Genomic DNA, 17,979 nt, shown 5'->3' with positions numbered 1-17,979 from the left:
CCAGGGCCCTCAGGGCGTGGCGGAGGCCACTCGCTCTGCCCGTCGCCACATGATCTACCCGTAGGTAGCATCGTGTTCATGGCAGACACCAAGCAGGCCGAGGACACGGCACTGGACGCCCGCGCCGAGCGCCGGGTGAACCGGCTGGCGAAGCAGATCAAGAGCTTCGCCAAGAGCCACGGCGGCAGCGCCGAGGGCCAGCTCGCCTACATCGGCCAGATGGGCACCCGCATCGTGCTCGTCGGTGAGGACGGCGGCTGGGGCGACCTGGTGGCGCCGACCCACGAGATCGCGCAGCTCGCTGCCGAGCGCGCCGGGATCACCCTCCATGAGTCCTTCGACGGCGAGATGGCGGCCAAGGTCCGCACCGGCCGTTACGAGTGGGAGCGCATGGCCGGCCTCCAGCTCGGCGGTCCCAGCAACACCTGAGGGGCGTCCGCGCCGTTAGACCCGTAGACCGGAAGACCGGTACCTACGGGGAGGCGCGGGCGCTGTGATCGAACTGCCGCCACTGGTGGACCAGCACTGCAACGGTGTGCTCCGCACGGAGCTGGGCCTGGGCACCTTCGAGGCATGCCTCACCCAGTCCAGCGCGCCCGCCGCCGCCGGCACGACCTTCTTCGACACCCAGACCGGGTTCGCCGTACGCCGGTGGTGCCCGCCGCTGCTCGGCCTGGAGCCGCACTGCCCGCCCGCCCGCTATCTCGCGCGCCGTCGCGAACTGGGCGTCCTGGAGGCGGGACGGCGGCTGCTGCGGGCGGCCGGCATCGGCACCTATCTCGTCGACACCGGGCTGCGTGGAGACCTCACCGACCCTGCTGAACTGGCCGCCACGGCGGACGCCACCGCACATGAGATCGTCCGCCTGGAGCTCCTCGCCGAGCATGTCGCCGACACCTCCGGGACCGTCGACGGCTTCATCGCCAACCTCGCGGAGGCCGTGCACACCGCCTCCCGGTCGGCCGTCGGCTTCACCTCGGTCGCGGGCAGCGACCACGGCCTCGCCCTCGCGCCCGAGCCGCCCGACCCGGGCGAGGTGCGCCGCTCAGCCGGGCGCTGGCTCTCCGGCCGCGACGTCGGCGGCAGTCTCACCGACCCCGTCCTCCTGCGGCACCTGCTGTGGACGGCGGTCGCGACCGGGTTGCCGCTTCAGCTGCACGCGGGCGTGGGCGACCCCGCGCTGCGCATCGACCGTGCGGATCCGCTGCTGCTGACCGACTTCGTACGGGCCACCGCCGGGCTCGGCACCGACCTGGTCCTGCTCCACGGCTATCCGTATCACCGGCAGGCCGCCTACCTCGCGCATGCGTTCCCGCATGTCTACGTGGGCCTCGGACCCGCGCTCGCCCGCACTGGGCCGCGGGCGCGTACGGTCCTCGCGGAAGCGCTGGAGCTGGCGCCGTTCGGGAAGCTGCTGTTCTCCACCGGCGGGCACGGACTTCCGGAGCTGCATGTGGTCGGGGCGCGAGTGTTCCAGGAGGCGCTGGGCCGGCTGCTCAGCGACTGGGTGGCCGAGGACGTGTGGTCGCCCGCGGACGCCGAGCGGGTCGCCGGGCTGATCGCGGCCGGCAACGCGCGCCGGGTGTACGGGCTGGCGGAGCTGGCCGACCGCTCAGACGGCGGCGGACACGGATGAACCGGCCTCCTGGACCGGGCCCCGCACGGCAGCCGGCCCCTCGACCGGGCGCTCGCGCAGCGACAGCAGCACGCGGAGCACCGCGATCCACACCAGGGCCGAGCCGAGCATGTGCAGACCGACCAGGATCTCGGGCAGCTCGGTGAAGTACTGGACGTAACCGATCACGCCCTGTGCGAGCAGGACGAGCAGCAGATCGCGGGAGCGGGCCCGCGGCCCCTCGGGGGCGTCAACGGCGCGCAGCACGAACCACACGGCGATGCAGAGGCCCACCACGACCCAGGCGAGATCCGCGTGCAGTTGGGCGATCGACGCCCAGTCGACGGGGACACGGGGCACCTTGCTGGAGTCGCCCGCGTGCGGGCCGGCGCCGGTGACCAGCGTGCCGACGGCGACGAGCGCACCGGAGGCGACGAGGAGGACCCACGCCAGCTGCCTGACCGCCCGGCCGACGCGCGGGCGCGGCTCGCCGTCACCCTCACCGGCGCGCTCCCAGGTCACCAGGGCCACGGTGAGCAGGGCGATGGAGAGCAGGAAGTGGCCGGCGACGGTATAGGGGTTCAGACCGGTGAGGACGGTGATGCCGCCGATCACGGCGTTGCCCATGACCACCCAGAACTGCGCCCAGCCGAGCCGGGTCAGGCCGCGCCGTACGGGCTTCGCGGAGCGGGCCGCGACGATCGCCCAGCCGACGGCCGCGCACAGCACGTACGTCAGCATGCGGTTGCCGAACTCGATCGCGCCGTGCACGCCCATCTCGCGGGTGGCGGTGAGGCTCTCCTCGGTGCAGGACGGCCAGGTGGGGCAGCCGAGACCGGAACTGGTCAGCCGTACGGCGCCGCCGGTGACGATGATGACCACGCTCATCGCGAGCGCGGCGAGGGCCGCGCGCCGGACGGTCCGGGGGGACGGGGTCCAGCGCTCGGCGATGAAGGCGAGGGGGTTTCGCGCGGCTTGCAGCAACTTGGGCACCCGCTCATGTTAGGCGGCTCCTTGTGCACGCTTTCACGAGCCCCCCGCACAGACGCCTCCAGGCTCCGCGCCGGGAGGGGCGTTACCCGGGGCGTCACTCGGGGCGTTACTCCCAGCGGAAGAAGCGGGCCGCTGCGCCGAGGCCCATGACCGCCCAGGCGGCCAGAATGCCGAGATCCGCCCACGGCACCCCCGCACCGTGCGCGAGCATCTCCCGCAACCCATCCGACAGCGCCGAGATCGGCAGCAGTTGCAGCACGGCCTGCGCGGCGCCGGGGAACTTCTCCAGCGGCACGATCACGCCGCCACCGACGAGCAGCAACAGGAAGACCAGGTTGGCCGCGGCGAGGGTCGCCTCGGCCTTGAGTGTCCCGGCCATCAGCAGGCCCAGCCCCGAGAACGCGGCCGTACCCACGATCAGCAGCAGGACCACTGACAGCGGGTCGCCGTGCGGGGACCAGCCGAGCGCGAAGGCGACCACGGTCAGCAGCACGACCTGCAGTACCTCGGTGACCAGCACGGATACCGTCTTGGCGGTCATCAGCCCCCAGCGCGGCAGCGGCGAGGCACCCAGCCGCTTCAGTACGCCGTACCGCCGCTCGAATCCCGTCGCGATGGCCTGGCCGGTGAAGGCGGTGGACATCACGGCCAGCGCCAGGATCCCGGGCGTCAGGAAGTCCACGGCCCTGCCGCTCCCGGTGTCGACCACATCGACCGTGCTGAACAGCACCAGCAGCAGCGTCGGGATGACGACGGTCAGCAGCAGCTGCTCGCCGTGCCGCAGGAGCATCCGCGTCTCCAGCGCGGCCTGCGCCAGGATCATCCGGTGCAGCGGCGCCGCTCCCGGCTCGGGCGAGAACGTGCCGCGGGCGGTGGCGGTGGCGGTCATGCGCGCAGCTCCTTGCCGGTCAGCTCGAGGAACACGTCCTCCAGGGTGTGCCGTTCGACCGAGATCCGGTCCGGCATGACGCCGTTCTGCGCGCACCATGCGGTCACGGTGGCCAGCAGTTGCGGGTCGACCGTGCCGGTGACGCGGTACGCGCCCGGGGTCAGCTCGGCGGCCGCGGAGTCGGACGGCAGCGCCTTGAGCAGCCCGGCGAGGTCGAGCCCCGGCCGCCCGGTGAAGCGCAGGGTGTTCTCGGCGCTGCCGCGGCACAGCTCCTCCGGGCTGCCCTGGGCGATGACCTTGCCGCCGTCGATGATCGCGACGTCGTCGGCGAGCTGCTCGGCCTCATCCATGTAGTGCGTGGTGACGACCACGCTCACGCCGTCCGCGCGCAGGTCCCGTACCAGCTCCCAGGTGGCGCGGCGGGCCTGCGGGTCGAGCCCGGCGGTCGGCTCGTCGAGGAAGACCAGTTCGGGCCGTCCGACGACGGCCATGGCGAGAGCGAGCCGCTGCTGCTGGCCGCCGGAGAGCCGCCGGTAGGACGTACGCCCGCAGCTGCCCAGCCCGAGGCGGTCGATGAGCAGGTCCACGTCGACGGGGTGGGCGTGCAGCTTCGCCGTGTGCCGCAGCATCTCCTCCGCCCGGGCGCCGGGGTAGACCCCGCCGGACTGGAGCATCACCCCGATCCGGGGGCGCAGGGCCCCCGCGTCGGCTATCGGGTCGAGGCCGAGGACGCGGACCGTGCCGCTGTCCGGGCGCCGGTAGCCCTCGCAGGTTTCGACGGTCGTGGTCTTTCCGGCGCCGTTGGGGCCGAGAATCGCGGTGATCGTGCCGGCCCGGACCGAGAGGTCGAGGCCGTCGACCGCGGTCTTCGGGCCGTACCGCTTGACCAGGCCCTGGATCTGTACGACGGGCTCTCGGCCGGGGGTCCGAGGGGCGCCCCCCGGGAAGGCACTGCGCATGCCCCGAAGTGTACGAACAGCCCAGGTGGCTCCGGCTTCCAGGGGCCCGCGGTCCGACGTCCGACGGTCCCAATCCGGCCACGCGGCCGAGCCCTCGCGGGCGGCGGTCCCGATCCGGCCGAACGCCCGGGCCGCGGGTGCGTCCGAGACCCCCGCTGCCCGCGGGCTGGAAGCGGCGCAGCGCCGCCGGCCTCGGGGCGAGGCCGCGCGCGGCGGGCGTCTCCGCGGCCTCCCGGGGCTCCGCGCCGGGAATTTTCCGCCCGCCCTATGGAAGGGGGCGGCGGGCGGGAAACCACGGCGCCGAAGGCGTCGGCACGGCCGCGGCGGCGGCCAGAGCCGTCCCCGCCGGCCCAAGGCGATTAGGTAACCCTTAGTGACCGAGCCCACGTGATCTGGCTCGCAGCCCGGGTTGTACGCCCCGCCTGATTTACGCAACAATGGCGTTGTGAAATACGTGAGCGAGACTCGGGCAGCAGCGGCGGTCGGCACGACCGCCCAGTCGTCCGTGCCCGCACACACCACGTCCTTCGGGGACGACGGCCAGCGCAGCACCCGTAACCGCGTGGCCCGCTCGATCCTCGACCACGGTCCGTCCACGGCTGCCGAGCTCGCCATGCGGCTGGAGCTCACCCAGGCCGCCGTCCGCCGCCACCTCGACGCGCTTGTCACCGAGGGTGTCGTGGAAGCCCGCGAGCAGCGGGTGTACGGCTCGCGCGGGCGTGGCCGCCCAGCCAAGGTGTTCGCCCTTACCGACTACGGGCGCGACGCCTTCGACCAGGCTTACGACCAGCTGGCCGTCGATGCTCTGCGCTGGATCGCGCAGGCCGCGGGTGGAGGTGAAAAGGGCGACGCCGCGGTCGCGGCCTTCGCCCGCGCCCGCCTGGCTGCGCAGGGCGTCAGCTACCGCGAGGCCGTCGAGAGCGCCGCCCCCGAGGAGCGCACCGAAGCGCTCGCCAAGGCGTTGTCGAAGGACGGGTACGCTGCTACGGCGCGCAGCGCACCGGTCGGCGAACAGCTCTGTCAGCACCACTGCCCGGTCGCCCACGCCGCCGAGCAGTTCCCGCAGCTGTGCGAAGCGGAGACCGAGGTCTTCGCCCAGCTGCTCGGGACGCATGTGCAACGACTGGCCACCATCGCCCATGGCGACGGGGTGTGCACCACGTTCATCCCGAAGAACCAGTTGAAGACCAAGACCACCACAGCATCTGCAAGCACGGCCGGGAGGAACCCCGCATGACTCTCCCCACGGAGACTGCTCACCCCGAGCTCGAGGGCCTGGGCAACTACGAATACGGCTGGGCCGACTCCGATGTCGCCGGTGCCGCCGCCAAGCGCGGCCTGTCCGAGGCTGTCGTCCGCGACATCTCGGCCAAGAAGGGCGAGCCGGAGTGGATGCTGAAGCTGCGTCTCAAGGGCCTGCGTCTGTTCGACAAGAAGCCCATGCCGACCTGGGGCTCGGACCTGTCGGGAATCGACTTCGACAACATCAAGTACTTCGTCCGCTCCACCGAGAAGCAGGCCGCTTCCTGGGAGGAGCTGCCGGAGGACATCAAGAACACGTACGACAAGCTGGGCATCCCCGAGGCCGAGAAGCAGCGCCTCGTCGCCGGTGTCGCGGCGCAGTACGAGTCCGAGGTCGTCTACCACAAGATCCGTGAGGACCTCGAGGAGCAGGGTGTCATCTTCCTGGACACCGACACCGGCCTGCGGGAGCACCCGGAGCTCTTCAAGGAGTACTTCGGCACCGTCATCCCCGCCGGTGACAACAAGTTCGCCTCTCTGAACACCGCTGTGTGGTCCGGCGGATCGTTCATCTACGTGCCGAAGGGCGTGCACGTGGAGATTCCGCTCCAGGCCTACTTCCGGATCAACACCGAGAACATGGGCCAGTTCGAGCGGACGCTGATCGTCGTCGACGAGGACGCCTACGTCCACTACGTCGAGGGCTGCACCGCGCCGATCTACAAGTCGGACTCGCTGCACTCCGCGGTCGTCGAGATCATCGTGAAGAAGGGCGCCCGCTGCCGTTACACGACCATCCAGAACTGGTCGAACAACGTCTACAACCTGGTCACCAAGCGCGCCGTGGCATACGAGGGCGCGACCATGGAGTGGGTCGACGGCAACATCGGCTCCAAGGTCACGATGAAGTACCCGGCCGTCTACCTGATGGGCGAGCACGCCAAGGGCGAGACCTTGTCCATCGCCTTCGCGGGCGAGGGGCAGCACCAGGACGCCGGCGCCAAGATGGTCCACATGGCCCCGAACACCTCCTCCAACATCGTCTCCAAGTCGGTGGCGCGAGGCGGCGGCCGGACCTCCTACCGCGGTCTGATCGAGATCGGCGAGGGTGCCGAGGGCGCCAAGTCCAACGTGCTGTGTGACGCCCTGCTGGTCGACACCATCTCCCGCTCGGACACCTACCCGTACGTGGACGTCCGCGAGGACGACGTGTCCATGGGCCACGAGGCGACCGTGTCCAAGGTCAGCGAGGACCAGCTCTTCTACCTGATGAGCCGCGGCCTCAGCGAGCAGGAGGCGATGGCGATGATCGTGCGCGGCTTCGTCGAGCCGATCGCTCGCGAGCTGCCGATGGAGTACGCGCTGGAGCTCAACCGGCTGATCGAGCTGCAGATGGAGGGCGCGGTCGGCTGAGGCCGGACCACCCCCCACCAGGCCCCGTGAGCGAGCCGAAGGGCGCACCTCCGTCGAGGAACGTCGGCAGGGGGGGCACTCCCCCAGGGCAGGGCCCGAGCGCCCGGAGGCGAGCGAACTCAATGATGGAGAAAGCGAGCAGTACGACAGCCATGGCTGAGACGATTCCGGCCGGAAGCACCACGGACGGTGCCATCCAGGTGGGCCAGCCCACCGATGCGCGCGTCAGCGCGCCCGCCTCGTACAACGTGGCGGACTTCCCCGTGCCGCACGGCCGCGAGGAGGATTGGCGGTTCACCCCGCTGGAGCGCCTCCGTGGGCTCCACGACGGCACCGCCGAGGCCACCGGCGGCCTGCGGGTCGAGGTGACCGCGCCCGAGGGCGTCACCGTCGAGACCGTCGACCGCGGCGACCCCCGCCTCGGCAAGGCCGGCAAGCCGGCGGACCGTGTCGCGGCCCAGGCGTACAGCTCCTTCGAGAAGGCGTCGGTCGTCTCCATCGCCAAGGACACGGTGCTCAGCGAGCCGGTGCGGGTCGCCGTTCACGGCGAGGGCGGGGTGGCCTACGGCCATCTGCTGGTCGAGGTCGGTGCCTTCGCCGAGGCCGTCGTGGTCGTCGACCACACCGGTGACGCGACGCTCGCCGCTAACGTCGAGTACGTCATCGGCGACGGCGCCAAGCTGACCGTCGTCTCGGTCCAGGACTGGGACGACACCGCCGTCCACGTGGCGCAGCACACCGCGCTCGTCGGCCGGGACGCCACCTTCAAGTCCGTGGTCGTTACCTTCGGCGGCGACCTGGTGCGCCTGCACCCGCGCGTCATCTACGGCGGCCCGGGCGGTGAGGCCGAGCTGTACGGCCTGTACTTCACCGACAACGGGCAGCACCAGGAGCACCGGCTGTTCATCGACCACGACACGCCGCACTGCCGCAGCAACGTCGCCTACAAGGGCGCGCTGCAGGGCCAGGACGCGCACGCGGTCTGGATCGGTGACGTGCTGATCCGCGCCGTGGCCACCGGCACCGACACCTACGAGCTGAACCGCAACCTGGTGCTCACCGACGGCGCCCGCGTCGACTCGGTCCCCAACCTGGAGATCGAGACCGGTGAGATCGTCGGCGCCGGTCACGCGTCGGCCACCGGCCGCTTCGAGGACGAGCAGCTGTTCTACCTGATGGCCCGCGGCATCCCGGAGCACGAGGCCCGCCGGCTGGTCGTGCGCGGCTTCTTCGCCGAGCTGATCCAGCAGATCGGCCTGCCGGATGTCGAGGAGCGCCTGATCGCCAAGATCGAGGCCGAGCTGGAGGCGTCCGTCGCATGACCGCCGACGCCACCTTCGTACGCGCCTGCGCACTGAGCGAGCTGGAGGAGGACACCCCCAAGCGGGTGGAGCTCGACGGCACGCCGATCTCCATTGTCCGCACCGAGGGCGAGGTGTTCGCGATTTACGACATCTGTTCGCACGCGAATGTCTCGCTGTCCGAGGGCGAGGTCGAGGACTGCCAGATCGAGTGCTGGCTGCACGGCTCCAGCTTTGAACTGCGCACCGGCAAGCCGTCCGGCCTGCCCGCGACGCGGCCTGTCCCCGTATACCCCGTAAAGATCGAAGGGGACGACGTGCTCGTCTCCGTCACCCAGGAGTCCTGAGGCACACATGGCAACGCTTGAGATCCACGACCTGCACGTCTCCGTCGAGGCCGAGTCCGGCCCCCGCGAGATCCTGCGCGGTGTCGACCTGACCGTGAAGCAGGGCGAGACGCACGCGATCATGGGCCCCAACGGCTCCGGCAAGTCGACCCTGGCGTACTCGCTCGCCGGCCACCCGAAGTACACGGTCACCAAGGGCACCGTCACCCTCGACGGCGAGGACGTCCTGGCGATGTCCGTCGATGAGCGCGCGCGGGCCGGCGTCTTCCTCGCCATGCAGTACCCGGTCGAGGTCCCCGGTGTCTCCGTGTCCAACTTCCTGCGCACCTCCGCCACCGCCATCCGCGGCGAGGCTCCCAAGCTGCGCACATGGGTGAAGGAGGTCAAGGAGACCATGGAGCGCCTCAACATCGACCCCTCCTTCGCCGAGCGCAACGTCAACGAGGGCTTCTCCGGCGGTGAGAAGAAGCGCCACGAGATCCTGCAGCTCGAACTGCTCAAGCCGAGTATCGCGATCCTCGACGAGACCGACTCCGGCCTGGACGTCGACGCGCTGCGCATCGTCTCCGAGGGCGTGAACCGGGTCCGCGAGACCGGGGAGGTCGGCACCTTGCTGATCACCCACTACACGCGCATTCTGCGCTACATCAAGCCCGACCACGTCCACGTCTTCGCCGACGGCCGGATCGCCGAGTCCGGCGGCCCGGAGCTGGCGGACAAGCTGGAGGAAGAGGGCTACGCCGCGTACCTGAAGGGTGGCGCATCCGAGTGACACAGCTGCCGGGCCTCCTCGACACAGAGGCGATCCGCAAGGACTTTCCCGTCCTGGACCGGCTGGTCCACGACGGAAAGAAGATCGTGTACCTGGACAACGCGGCGACCTCTCAGAAGCCGCGCCAGGTGCTCGACGCGCTGAGCACGTACTACGAGCAGCACAACGCCAATGTGCACCGGGGCGTGCATGTCCTCGCCGAGGAGGCCACGGCGCTGTACGAGGGTGCGCGCGACAAGGTCGCGGCCTTCATCAACGCCCCGAGCCGCGACGAGGTGATCTTCACCAAGAACGCCTCCGAGTCGCTCAACCTGGTCGCCAACATGCTCGGCTGGGCCGACGAGCCCTACCGCGTGGACAGCGACACCGAGATCGTCATCACGGAGATGGAGCACCACTCCAACATCGTCCCGTGGCAGCTGCTCGCGCAGCGCACGGGCGCGAAGCTGAAGTGGTTCGGCCTCACCGACGACGGCCGGCTCGATCTGTCCAACATCGAGCAGATCATCACTGAGAAGACGAAGATCGTCTCGTTTGTGCTGGTCTCCAACATCCTGGGCACGATCAACCCGGTCGAGGCGATCGTGCGGCGGGCGCAGGAGGTCGGCGCGCTGGTGCTGATCGACGCCTCGCAGGCCGCTCCGCACATGGTGGTGGACGTCCAGGCGCTGCAGGCCGACTTCGTGGCCTTCACCGGCCACAAGATGTGCGGCCCGACCGGCATCGGCGTGCTGTGGGGACGGCAGGAACTCCTGGAGGACCTGCCTCCGTTCCTGGGCGGTGGCGAGATGATCGAGACCGTCACGATGCACGCGTCGACCTACGCGCCCGCGCCGCACAAGTTCGAGGCGGGCACGCCCCCGATCGCGCAGGCCGTGGGTCTCGGCGCGGCCGTGGACTACCTGACCTCGATCGGCATGGAGAACATCCAGGCCCATGAGCATGCGATCACCGAGTACGCGGTGCGCAGGCTCCAGGAGGTGCCCGACCTGCGGATCATCGGCCCGACGACGGCCGAGGACCGCGGCGCGGCGATCTCCTTCGTGCTCGGTGACATCCACCCGCACGACGTGGGTCAGGTGCTCGACGAGCACGGCATCGCGGTCCGGGTCGGCCACCACTGCGCCCGGCCGGTCTGCCTGCGGTACGGAATTCCCGCGACCACGCGAGCGTCGTTCTATCTGTACACCACCCCGGCCGAGGTCGACGCCCTGATCGAAGGCCTGGAGCACGTCCGGAACTTTTTCGGGTAACCGGACGCGGTGGTTAGGACCTGAGGCGGACTCTTGAGGCGGACTCACTCGTGAAGCTGGATTCGATGTACCAGGACGTGATCCTGGACCACTACAAGCACCCGCATGGCCGGGGGCTGCGCGACGGCGACGCTGAAGTGCACCACGTCAACCCCACCTGCGGAGACGAGATCACGCTCCGGGTACGGATGGCCGGCTCGACGATCGAGGACGTGTCGTACGAGAGCCAGGGCTGTTCCATCAGCCAGGCCAGCGCTTCCGTGCTCAACGAGCTGCTGGTCGGCAAGGACCTGGCCGAGGCGCGGAAGATCCAGGAGATGTTCCTGGATCTGATGCAGTCCAAGGGCCAGATCGAGCCGGACGACGCGATGGAGGAGGTGCTGGAGGACGCGGTGGCGTTCGCCGGTGTCTCCAAGTACCCGGCGCGCGTCAAGTGTGCTCTGCTGAGCTGGATGGCCTGGAAGGACGCGACGGCCCAGGCACTGGGCGACACGAGGAAGACGGCATGACTGAGAACGCACAGTCCACGACGGCCACCGTCGAGGAGGTCAGGGAAGCCCTGATGGACGTTGTCGACCCTGAGCTCGGGATCGACGTCGTGAATCTGGGCCTGGTCTACGGTCTGCACATCGACGACTCGAATGTGGCCACCGTTGACATGACGCTGACGTCGGCGGCCTGTCCGCTGACTGACGTCATCGAGGACCAGGCGAGGTCCGCGACCGAGGGCCTGGTCAGCGAGCTGCGGATCAACTGGGTCTGGATGCCGCCGTGGGGCCCGGACAAGATCACCGACGACGGCCGCGAGCAGCTGCGCGCGCTGGGCTTCAACGTCTGACCGACCTCGCGCCGGCTGTTTATTACGAACCGGCACGGCCTTTCCGGCACCGTCGCCCGCCACCGCCCTTCATGGGCGCACCGGTGGGCGACGGTGTCGTATTCCGGGCAGACTGACGGGTATGGCTGTTTCGCTGTACCAGATCGCCGTCGATGCCCACGATGTACGGGCTCTCGCCCGTTTCTGGTGCGAGGTGCTGGACTGGAACGTGCTCTTCGACGACCCCGAGGAAGTCGTCATCGGTGCGGGGGAGGACGTCTGGCCCGGCATCGTCTTCCTGCCCGTACCGGAGCGTAAGACGGTCAAGAACCGGCTGCATCTGGACCTCAGCCCGGACGACCAGGAGGCCGAGGTCGAACGGCTGCTGGCACTCGGCGCGCGCCGGGCCGATGTCGGGCAGCGGGACGATGCGACCTGGGTGGTCCTCGCCGATCCCGAGGGCAACGAGTTCTGCGTACTGAGGCCGAAGACCTCGCTCACCACCTGAGCGAGGTTTTTTGTGTACGGGCGTACGCATCGCTGTGTACGCTTGTACGCATGGTGTGGATGACGCTGGCCTGCGCGATCGTGGCCGAGGTGCTGGGCACGACAGCGATGAAGTACAGCGACGGTTTCAGCAAGCTCTGGCCGTCCGTCGGCACGGTGGCCGGTTATGTGGTCGCCTTCGTGGCCCTCGCGCAGACGCTGAAGTCCATGTCGGTCGGCACGGCGTACGCCATCTGGGCGGGGGCCGGCACCGCCGCGATCGCCGCCATCGGCATGGTCTTCCTGGGCGAGGCGGCCACGGCGGCCAAGCTGATCGGCATCGCGCTGGTGATCGCCGGGGTCACCGTGCTGAACCTCAGCGGTGCCCACTGATGGGCCGCCGCTACGACCCCGAACGACGTCAGCGGATCATCGACGCCGCCATCGGCGTGGTCGAAGAACGCGGCCTCAGCGGCCTCAGCCACCGCTCCGTCGCCGCCGAGGCGCACGTCCCGCTCGGCTCCACCACCTACCACTTCGCGACCCTCGACGACCTGCTGATCGCGGCCCTGCGCCAGGTCTGCGCCGAACCGCGGACCACCGACATCTGGAGACGCCACCTCGAACGCGACGCACCGCTGCCGGACCGGCTCGTCGGCCTGCTCGAAGAGATGATGACGGGCGACCGCAGCCGCATCCGGCTGGAGTACGAGCTGTACCTCGCGGCGCTGCGCCGGGAGGCGCTGCAGCCGGTGGCCGCGGAGTGGCTGGACACGATGGTCGAGCTGCTGAGCCGCTACACGCGCGACGTCTCCACCGCACGGGCGCTGATCGCCATCATCGACGGACTGCTGCTGCAACTGCTGCTCACCGGCCGCCCCTTCGACCGCGCCGCGGTCCGCGCGGCGCTCGCCCGCGTCATCGGCTGAGCACCCCACCGTCACCACGCACCGTATGCATGTGTGATCGTCGAGCGTCTGACCCCTGAGACCGGTTCGCCACCGCGGCCCGCCGCCGGTTAGCGTTCGAACATGACCGACACGACTGCTACTCGCACCACCGGCGCCGTCGCCGCCGGCCTCGCCACCCTCGCCGCCGACGGCACCGTCCTCGACACCTGGTTCCCCGCCCCCGAGCTCGTCGCCGAGCCGGGCCCCGCCGGGACCGAGCGGCTTTCCGCCGAGCGCGCCGCCGAGCTGCTCGGCGAGAGTGCTCCGAAGGCCCTTGGCCCGGACCCGCGCCGCGGCGTCGAGGTCGTGGCCGTCCGTACGGTCATCGCCTCGCTCGAGGACAAGCCGCTCGACGCGCACGACGCCTACCTTCGGCTGCACCTGCTCAGCCACCGCCTGGTCAAGCCGCACGGCCAGAACCTCGACGGGCTTTTCGGGCTGCTCGCCAACGTCGCCTGGACCAACCTCGGACCGGTTCCGGTCGACCAGGTCGAGAAGGTCCGCCTCGCGGCCCGTGCCGAGGGCCTGAACCTCAATGTGACCAGCATCGACAAGTTCCCGCGGATGACGGACTACGTCGTGCCGTCCGGCGTCCGCATCGGTGACGCCGACCGGGTCCGCCTCGGTGCGCACCTCGCCTCCGGCACCACGGTCATGCACGAGGGCTTCGTCAACTTCAACGCCGGCACGCTCGGCTCCTCCATGGTCGAGGGCCGGATCAGCGCCGGCGTCGTCGTCGGTGACGGCTCCGACATCGGCGGTGGCGCCTCCACCATGGGCACCCTCTCCGGCGGCGGCAAGCAGATCATCTCCATCGGCGAGCGCTGCCTGCTCGGCGCCGAGTCCGGTATCGGCATCGCGCTCGGCGACGAGTGCGTGGTCGAGGCAGGCCTGTACGTGACCGCGGGCACCCGCGTCACCCTGCCGGACGGCGAGGTCGTCAAGGCGCTCGAGCTCTCCGGCGCCAGCAACATCCTCTTCCGCCGCAACTCGACGACCGGTGCGGTCGAGGCCCGCCCGTACAAGCAGGCCTGGGGCGGCCTCAACGAGATCCTGCACAGCAACGACTGAGGTCGCGCACAGCGAACGGCCCGCGCGGCCCGGGGAGTTCTCCCGGGCCGCGCGGGCCGTTCGCATGTTCTCCGCCACCCGGTCGGCGGGCCGCCGGGGAGGCCGAGGGCGTCGCGGCGTTGGGCCGTTCCGGTGATGCCGATGGCCTCGAAAGCGTGGAAACTGCAAAGGCCGCCCGGCCGCCCGGCCGCGCGTGCGACCGGGCGGGCGGAACGAACGTCACGGGCGGATGCGCAGCACCTGCGGGTCGTGGTCGCTCGCCTGGTCCGCGAACTCCGCGTTGAGGTGGACGATGTCGTAGTCCGCGTGGCGGACGGCACGACTGGTGAGGATGTGGTCGAGAACCTGGGAGTTGCCGTTGTACACGTAGCCATACTGCTGGGCCCGCGGCAGGCGGCCCACCAGGTCGGTCAGGACGCCGTCGGCGGTGAGGGCGTCGAGCGCGGGGGAGAAGCCGAAGTCGTTGAGGTCGCCCGCGACGACCACCCTGGCGCGCGGATCGAGCTTCAGCAGGGACTTCACCCAGCTGTTCACCGCGGTGGCCTGGGCCACGCGCTGGGTCTCGGAGGGGCGCGCCGGGGGCTGGAAGCGGCTGTCGAGGCCCTGGTCACCGCCCTTGCTGTTGAAGTGATTGGCGACGACGAAGACCGGCTTCCCGGCGAAGGAGAACTCGGCGGCGAGCGGCTTGCGGCTGTTGTTCCACGCCGTGTTGGCCGGGTCGATACGGCCCGGGTTCGCGGACAGCGTGACATGGCCGTCGACCCGCACCGGGCGTACCGGGGTCGTGGCGTCCCCGCCCGCGACATCGGTGAATGAGACCCGCCCCGGGTTGTAGAGGAAGGCGACCCGGATGTTGCCGCCGGGCTGGCCGCCGTCCTGGTCGTCGACCGGGTCGATCTGCCGCCAGGCGTACGAGGGGCCGCCGGCGGCCGTGATCGCGTCCGTGAGCTTCTTCAGCGTGGCGCCGGCCGAGACGACGGTGTCGTTGGTGGGGCCGTTGTCGTCCTGGACCTCCTCCAGGGCGATGATGTCGGGCGAGGCGAGATTCGTGATCACCGCCTGGGAGAGGCGGGCGAACTTCGACGCCGGGTCCTTCGGGGAGAGGTTCTCCACGTTGTAGGTCGCGATGGCGAGCTCGTCCTTGCCCTGCGTGCGCGTCGTTTCACGCTCCAGCTGGTTGTCGCGGAGCGCGCCCAGCGTGGTGGCCTGGAGCTCGTAACCGCCGAACTGGTCGTAGTCCAGGGGGCCTTCGGTGGTGCCGGTGAGGCTGTCGCCGACGTTCGCCCGGGGGAAGGGCCGCTCGGCGAACGGGATCAGGGAGGAGACCTTCACCCGGCCGCCGTTCTGGTCGCGGTAGGAGCCGTAGAGGGTCCCGCCGCGCGCGGTGCGGTGCTCGCGCGGATCGGCGGTCACCCACAGCTCGTTGTGCGGGCTGGTCGGCCCGACCACGCGGGCGTCGGTGACCTGGACGCGCATGCCCTCCAGGGACTCGTACCGGTCGAGGGCGTAACTGCGCGGGCGCAGCGGCAGCTGCTCGATGCTGCCGCCGTCTGCGTCTGCGTCTGCGTCTGCGTCTGCGTCCGCGTCCGGGGCGTAGCGGTCCGGCACGGTCGACGGGTTGAGCCGGAAGGCGTCGGGCAGCGGGTTGTCCGGGGACACCACCTTCCAGGCGGGCTGGGTGAGTTCGGTGACCGACTGCAGACCCGCCTGGGTGCCGCCGGGGTAGTACTCGGCGACCGTGCCGGAGACCAGGACGGCGTCGCCGGCCTTCACGGCCGGGGTCGTGGAGCCGGTGAAGACGAAGATGCCCTCGCTCGTAGCCCTGTCGTCGTCGGGCTGGGGATCCTGCACCCAGAAGCCGCGGGCCGAACCGAAAGCGCGGATCGCGGTGACGACTCCGGGAATCTCGCTCACCCTCTCGCCCGCCAGCGGGGATATTCGGGTGCTGCCCTGGATGTCGTGGATACGGACCTCGGCCGCGGTCGCCGACTGCGGCGCGGCGATCAGCCCGGCCGCGAGGGCGGCGGCGACCAGCGCGCCCACGGTGGATGGTCGCGGGAGCGGAGAATTAGGCATGAAAAGCCTCCGGACAGAGTGAGGGGTTGAAGTAGAAACGACCGTCTACGCGCGTCAATGTCCAGTGCTGACAAGGGAGTTGTCAAGGGACGGCAGGCGTACGGCACCCGGCGACTCCATGAACCGGGCGGCATCGTGCGGAATCCGTCTAGGCTTGGCAGCGCCCAGACCAGCAGCCTGGAGGAGTACCCCCAGATGTCCGGAGACCGCCCGACCATGCCGCCGGTGCGGCTGCCCTCCAAGGCCGAGCTGGCCCGCGACGCCCTGTCCGCGCCACTGTTCGCGCGGGCCGTACGGCTCGCGCGATGGGCCGTTCCGGGCCTCCGCGTCGGAGCCGACGGCGAACTCCCGGACGATGCACTGCGGGAAGCGGCCGCGCAGCTCGGACTCGAGGACGCGGAGGATGGGGCGGAGCAGGTTGCTGCCGCCTGGCGGCTCGCCGTCGACACCGGGCTCGTGGAGATCGAGGAGACGGGGGCGGACGGCGGAGGTGGGGCTTCCGGGGGCGCGGCTTCCGGCGCTGAGACCTCGCGGGATGCGAGGTCGGGCGTCGCGGCGCCCGGCGAGGAGTCGGCGCTCGTCACCTCCGGCAGCCCGCACGAGGTCCTCGACATCTGGCTGGGCGGGCTGGAAGCGCTGCTGTCCGAGGCCACCGTCCGTGACCCCTCGGATCGTGTGGCCGAGACCGGCGAGGACGTCGCCGGCGACCTGGACTGGAACGCGTCCGCGGAGGCCGACTTCCTCGACCGCGTACTGGAGAACCTCTACCTGCTGACCGTCCTGGACAACGGCCCGAACCAGCGGGCCGTACCGCTGCCGGCCCTCGCCGCCTCCGTGATCGTGCCCGACGACATGGACGAGCCGACCGACGACGTCCTCGAAGAGGTCTCCGAGGCGATGATGCGCCTCGACGCCCAGTTCCGGCTGCTCGCCCCGCTCGGCCTGGCCGACTACCAGCCGGTGGACGAGAAGCTGATCGAGGACCTGGATGAGCAGGGCGACCGGCCGGGCGGAGCACCCACGGCCGATGATGACGTCTCCCGCTACGGCATGGTCCGGCTCACCCCACTGGGCGTATACGGGGTCCGCGCCCGGATGCTGGAGGCCGGCACCGACGCCCCGGCCGTCGGTGAGCTGGCCGACAAGGGGGCCGACGTCCTGCTGGACCGGCTGCCCGGCTACCCGGAAACCGCCGCGCAGGCCGAGGTCGAGCAGTGGCTGCACCGGCGTCGGCCCGAGGACGCTGCCCGCGAGCTGCTCGCCGTCGGCCGCGGCGACGACGAAGGCGCCCCGCTGCGGCGGCTCAGCTGCCAGCAGGCCCTGTCCCTGATCGGCCCCGAGGCCGAAGCCGCGGTCCGTGAGGTGCTCGACGACCGGCACCTGGGCGGGCTGGCCCGGGTCTGGCTGGCGGAGCGCGGCGCGGACGGGGTGCCCGAGCCGCCGGAGGAGATGGTGTTCTGGCTGACCGTGGACACCATCGCGGCGCAGCTGGCCGCCGAGGGGGACACCGGGGAGCTGGAAGGCCTCGTTCAGGGGCTGGTGGGTGGCCACAGTGGCTTCTTCGACGCGGTCTGGCGGGTGGACCACCCCGCGACGGCGGACGTCCTGGAGGCGATGGGCCGGCTGCACCCGGACCGTAAGATCGCCAAGGATGCACGCAAGGCCGCTTTCAAGGCCCGCTCATGGGTGCGGGAGTAGTGCGCGGTCGCGCCGAGACTCTTGTTGGCCACGCGGGGGGCGGGCTCGCTCAATCGGTTCCTCGATGTCGTTTCGCGTTCAGTCACCGTTCGGCGGG

General features: G+C 70.5%; 19 protein-coding genes. 15 read left to right on the top strand and 4 right to left on the bottom strand.

The window, feature by feature from the left end:
• Positions 1-78: 78 nt before the first annotated feature.
• On the top strand, positions 79-429 hold the full coding sequence (locus ACY34J_RS14010; protein WP_462726777.1) for a hypothetical protein: 351 nt from the start codon (positions 79-81) through the stop codon (positions 427-429).
• A gap of 64 nt (positions 430-493) precedes the next feature.
• Positions 494-1,636, top strand: coding sequence for an amidohydrolase family protein (locus ACY34J_RS14005; protein ID WP_462726776.1), 1,143 nt, complete (start codon positions 494-496; stop codon positions 1,634-1,636).
• Here ACY34J_RS14005 and ACY34J_RS14000 read toward each other — a convergent pair.
• From ACY34J_RS14000 to ACY34J_RS13990, 3 genes are all read right to left on the bottom strand, one after another.
• Positions 1,613-2,608 carry a COX15/CtaA family protein gene (locus ACY34J_RS14000; protein ID WP_462726775.1) on the bottom strand — a complete coding sequence of 332 codons (996 nt, stop codon included), beginning with the start codon at positions 2,606-2,608 and terminating at the stop codon, positions 1,613-1,615. The genes ACY34J_RS14005 and ACY34J_RS14000 overlap by 24 nt on opposite strands.
• A gap of 106 nt (positions 2,609-2,714) precedes the next feature.
• Positions 2,715-3,497 carry an ABC transporter permease gene (locus ACY34J_RS13995; protein ID WP_462726774.1) on the bottom strand — a complete coding sequence of 261 codons (783 nt, stop codon included), beginning with the start codon at positions 3,495-3,497 and terminating at the stop codon, positions 2,715-2,717.
• Positions 3,494-4,456, bottom strand: a complete 963-nt coding sequence (locus ACY34J_RS13990) for an ABC transporter ATP-binding protein (RefSeq protein ID WP_462726773.1) — start codon at positions 4,454-4,456, stop codon at positions 3,494-3,496. The genes ACY34J_RS13995 and ACY34J_RS13990 overlap by 4 nt, the downstream gene beginning before the upstream one ends.
• A 505-nt stretch (positions 4,457-4,961) precedes the next feature.
• Between ACY34J_RS13990 and ACY34J_RS13985 the strand changes: the two genes are divergently transcribed.
• From ACY34J_RS13985 to dapD, 12 genes are all read left to right on the top strand, one after another.
• Positions 4,962-5,693: a helix-turn-helix transcriptional regulator gene (locus ACY34J_RS13985; protein ID WP_462726780.1), complete on the top strand. Its 732-nt coding sequence runs from the start codon at positions 4,962-4,964 to the stop codon at positions 5,691-5,693.
• Positions 5,690-7,111, top strand: coding sequence for a Fe-S cluster assembly protein SufB (gene sufB, locus ACY34J_RS13980; protein ID WP_462726772.1), 1,422 nt, complete (start codon positions 5,690-5,692; stop codon positions 7,109-7,111). Before ACY34J_RS13985 ends, sufB begins: the two co-directional genes overlap by 4 nt.
• 152 nt (positions 7,112-7,263) lie before the next feature.
• Positions 7,264-8,433, top strand: a complete 1,170-nt coding sequence (gene sufD / locus ACY34J_RS13975) for a Fe-S cluster assembly protein SufD (protein WP_462726771.1) — start codon at positions 7,264-7,266, stop codon at positions 8,431-8,433.
• Entirely contained in the window at positions 8,430-8,759 is a 330-nt protein-coding gene (locus tag ACY34J_RS13970; RefSeq protein WP_462726770.1) for a non-heme iron oxygenase ferredoxin subunit, read from the top strand. Before sufD ends, ACY34J_RS13970 begins: the two co-directional genes overlap by 4 nt.
• 7 nt (positions 8,760-8,766) lie before the next feature.
• Entirely contained in the window at positions 8,767-9,531 is a 765-nt protein-coding gene (gene sufC / locus ACY34J_RS13965) for a Fe-S cluster assembly ATPase SufC (RefSeq protein ID WP_462726769.1), read from the top strand.
• Positions 9,528-10,784 (top strand): cysteine desulfurase, encoded by a 1,257-nt coding sequence (locus ACY34J_RS13960; protein ID WP_462726768.1) that lies wholly within the window; start codon positions 9,528-9,530, stop codon positions 10,782-10,784. The genes sufC and ACY34J_RS13960 overlap by 4 nt, the downstream gene beginning before the upstream one ends.
• Before the next feature lie 50 nt (positions 10,785-10,834).
• Positions 10,835-11,293, top strand: a complete 459-nt coding sequence (gene sufU, locus ACY34J_RS13955; protein WP_462726767.1) for a Fe-S cluster assembly sulfur transfer protein SufU — start codon at positions 10,835-10,837, stop codon at positions 11,291-11,293.
• Entirely contained in the window at positions 11,290-11,622 is a 333-nt protein-coding gene (locus ACY34J_RS13950; protein WP_462726766.1) for a metal-sulfur cluster assembly factor, read from the top strand. The genes sufU and ACY34J_RS13950 overlap by 4 nt, the downstream gene beginning before the upstream one ends.
• Before the next feature lie 121 nt (positions 11,623-11,743).
• Positions 11,744-12,109, top strand: coding sequence for a VOC family protein (locus ACY34J_RS13945; RefSeq protein ID WP_462726765.1), 366 nt, complete (start codon positions 11,744-11,746; stop codon positions 12,107-12,109).
• A gap of 50 nt (positions 12,110-12,159) precedes the next feature.
• A complete protein-coding gene (locus ACY34J_RS13940) occupies positions 12,160-12,480 on the top strand; it encodes a DMT family transporter (protein ID WP_462726764.1) in 321 nt (106 codons plus the stop codon).
• Positions 12,480-13,016 (top strand): TetR/AcrR family transcriptional regulator, encoded by a 537-nt coding sequence (locus tag ACY34J_RS13935; RefSeq protein WP_462726763.1) that lies wholly within the window; start codon positions 12,480-12,482, stop codon positions 13,014-13,016. The genes ACY34J_RS13940 and ACY34J_RS13935 overlap by 1 nt, the downstream gene beginning before the upstream one ends.
• Positions 13,017-13,118: 102 nt before the next feature.
• Positions 13,119-14,108, top strand: coding sequence for a 2,3,4,5-tetrahydropyridine-2,6-dicarboxylate N-succinyltransferase (gene dapD / locus ACY34J_RS13930; RefSeq protein ID WP_462726762.1), 990 nt, complete (start codon positions 13,119-13,121; stop codon positions 14,106-14,108).
• Between the two features lie 219 nt (positions 14,109-14,327).
• On the opposite strand, the gene ACY34J_RS13925 is transcribed toward dapD, so the two are convergent.
• A complete protein-coding gene (locus ACY34J_RS13925) occupies positions 14,328-16,184 on the bottom strand; it encodes an endonuclease/exonuclease/phosphatase family protein (protein WP_462726761.1) in 1,857 nt (618 codons plus the stop codon).
• A gap of 195 nt (positions 16,185-16,379) precedes the next feature.
• Here ACY34J_RS13925 and ACY34J_RS13920 point away from each other — a divergent pair, with 195 nt between their 5' ends.
• Positions 16,380-17,882 carry a hypothetical protein gene (locus ACY34J_RS13920; protein WP_462726760.1) on the top strand — a complete coding sequence of 501 codons (1,503 nt, stop codon included), beginning with the start codon at positions 16,380-16,382 and terminating at the stop codon, positions 17,880-17,882.
• Positions 17,883-17,979 lie beyond the last annotated feature (97 nt).

The organism is Streptomyces sp. HSS9-12, from assembly GCF_054963655.1.
Note: the sequence above shows the minus strand (reverse complement) of the source record. Positions and strands in the feature narration are given on the sequence as shown.

Bases quoted from the DNA above. Each gene is read 5' to 3' on its own strand.
- ACY34J_RS13925 (WP_462726761.1), bottom strand. From the start codon at position 16,184: ATGCCTAATTCTCCGCTCCCGCGACCATCCACCGTGGGCGCGCTGGTC.
- ACY34J_RS13940 (WP_462726764.1), top strand. From the start codon at position 12,160: ATGGTGTGGATGACGCTGGCCTGCGCGATCGTGGCCGAGGTGCTGGGC.
- sufB (WP_462726772.1), top strand. From the start codon at position 5,690: ATGACTCTCCCCACGGAGACTGCTCACCCCGAGCTCGAGGGCCTGGGC.
- ACY34J_RS13935 (WP_462726763.1), top strand. From the start codon at position 12,480: ATGGGCCGCCGCTACGACCCCGAACGACGTCAGCGGATCATCGACGCC.
- ACY34J_RS13990 (WP_462726773.1), bottom strand. From the start codon at position 4,456: ATGCGCAGTGCCTTCCCGGGGGGCGCCCCTCGGACCCCCGGCCGAGAG.
- sufD (WP_462726771.1), top strand. From the start codon at position 7,264: ATGGCTGAGACGATTCCGGCCGGAAGCACCACGGACGGTGCCATCCAG.
- dapD (WP_462726762.1), top strand. From the start codon at position 13,119: ATGACCGACACGACTGCTACTCGCACCACCGGCGCCGTCGCCGCCGGC.
- ACY34J_RS13945 (WP_462726765.1), top strand. From the start codon at position 11,744: ATGGCTGTTTCGCTGTACCAGATCGCCGTCGATGCCCACGATGTACGG.
- ACY34J_RS14010 (WP_462726777.1), top strand. From the start codon at position 79: ATGGCAGACACCAAGCAGGCCGAGGACACGGCACTGGACGCCCGCGCC.
- ACY34J_RS13950 (WP_462726766.1), top strand. From the start codon at position 11,290: ATGACTGAGAACGCACAGTCCACGACGGCCACCGTCGAGGAGGTCAGG.
- ACY34J_RS13970 (WP_462726770.1), top strand. From the start codon at position 8,430: ATGACCGCCGACGCCACCTTCGTACGCGCCTGCGCACTGAGCGAGCTG.
- ACY34J_RS13920 (WP_462726760.1), top strand. From the start codon at position 16,380: ATGTCCGGAGACCGCCCGACCATGCCGCCGGTGCGGCTGCCCTCCAAG.
- ACY34J_RS13995 (WP_462726774.1), bottom strand. From the start codon at position 3,497: ATGACCGCCACCGCCACCGCCCGCGGCACGTTCTCGCCCGAGCCGGGA.
- sufC (WP_462726769.1), top strand. From the start codon at position 8,767: ATGGCAACGCTTGAGATCCACGACCTGCACGTCTCCGTCGAGGCCGAG.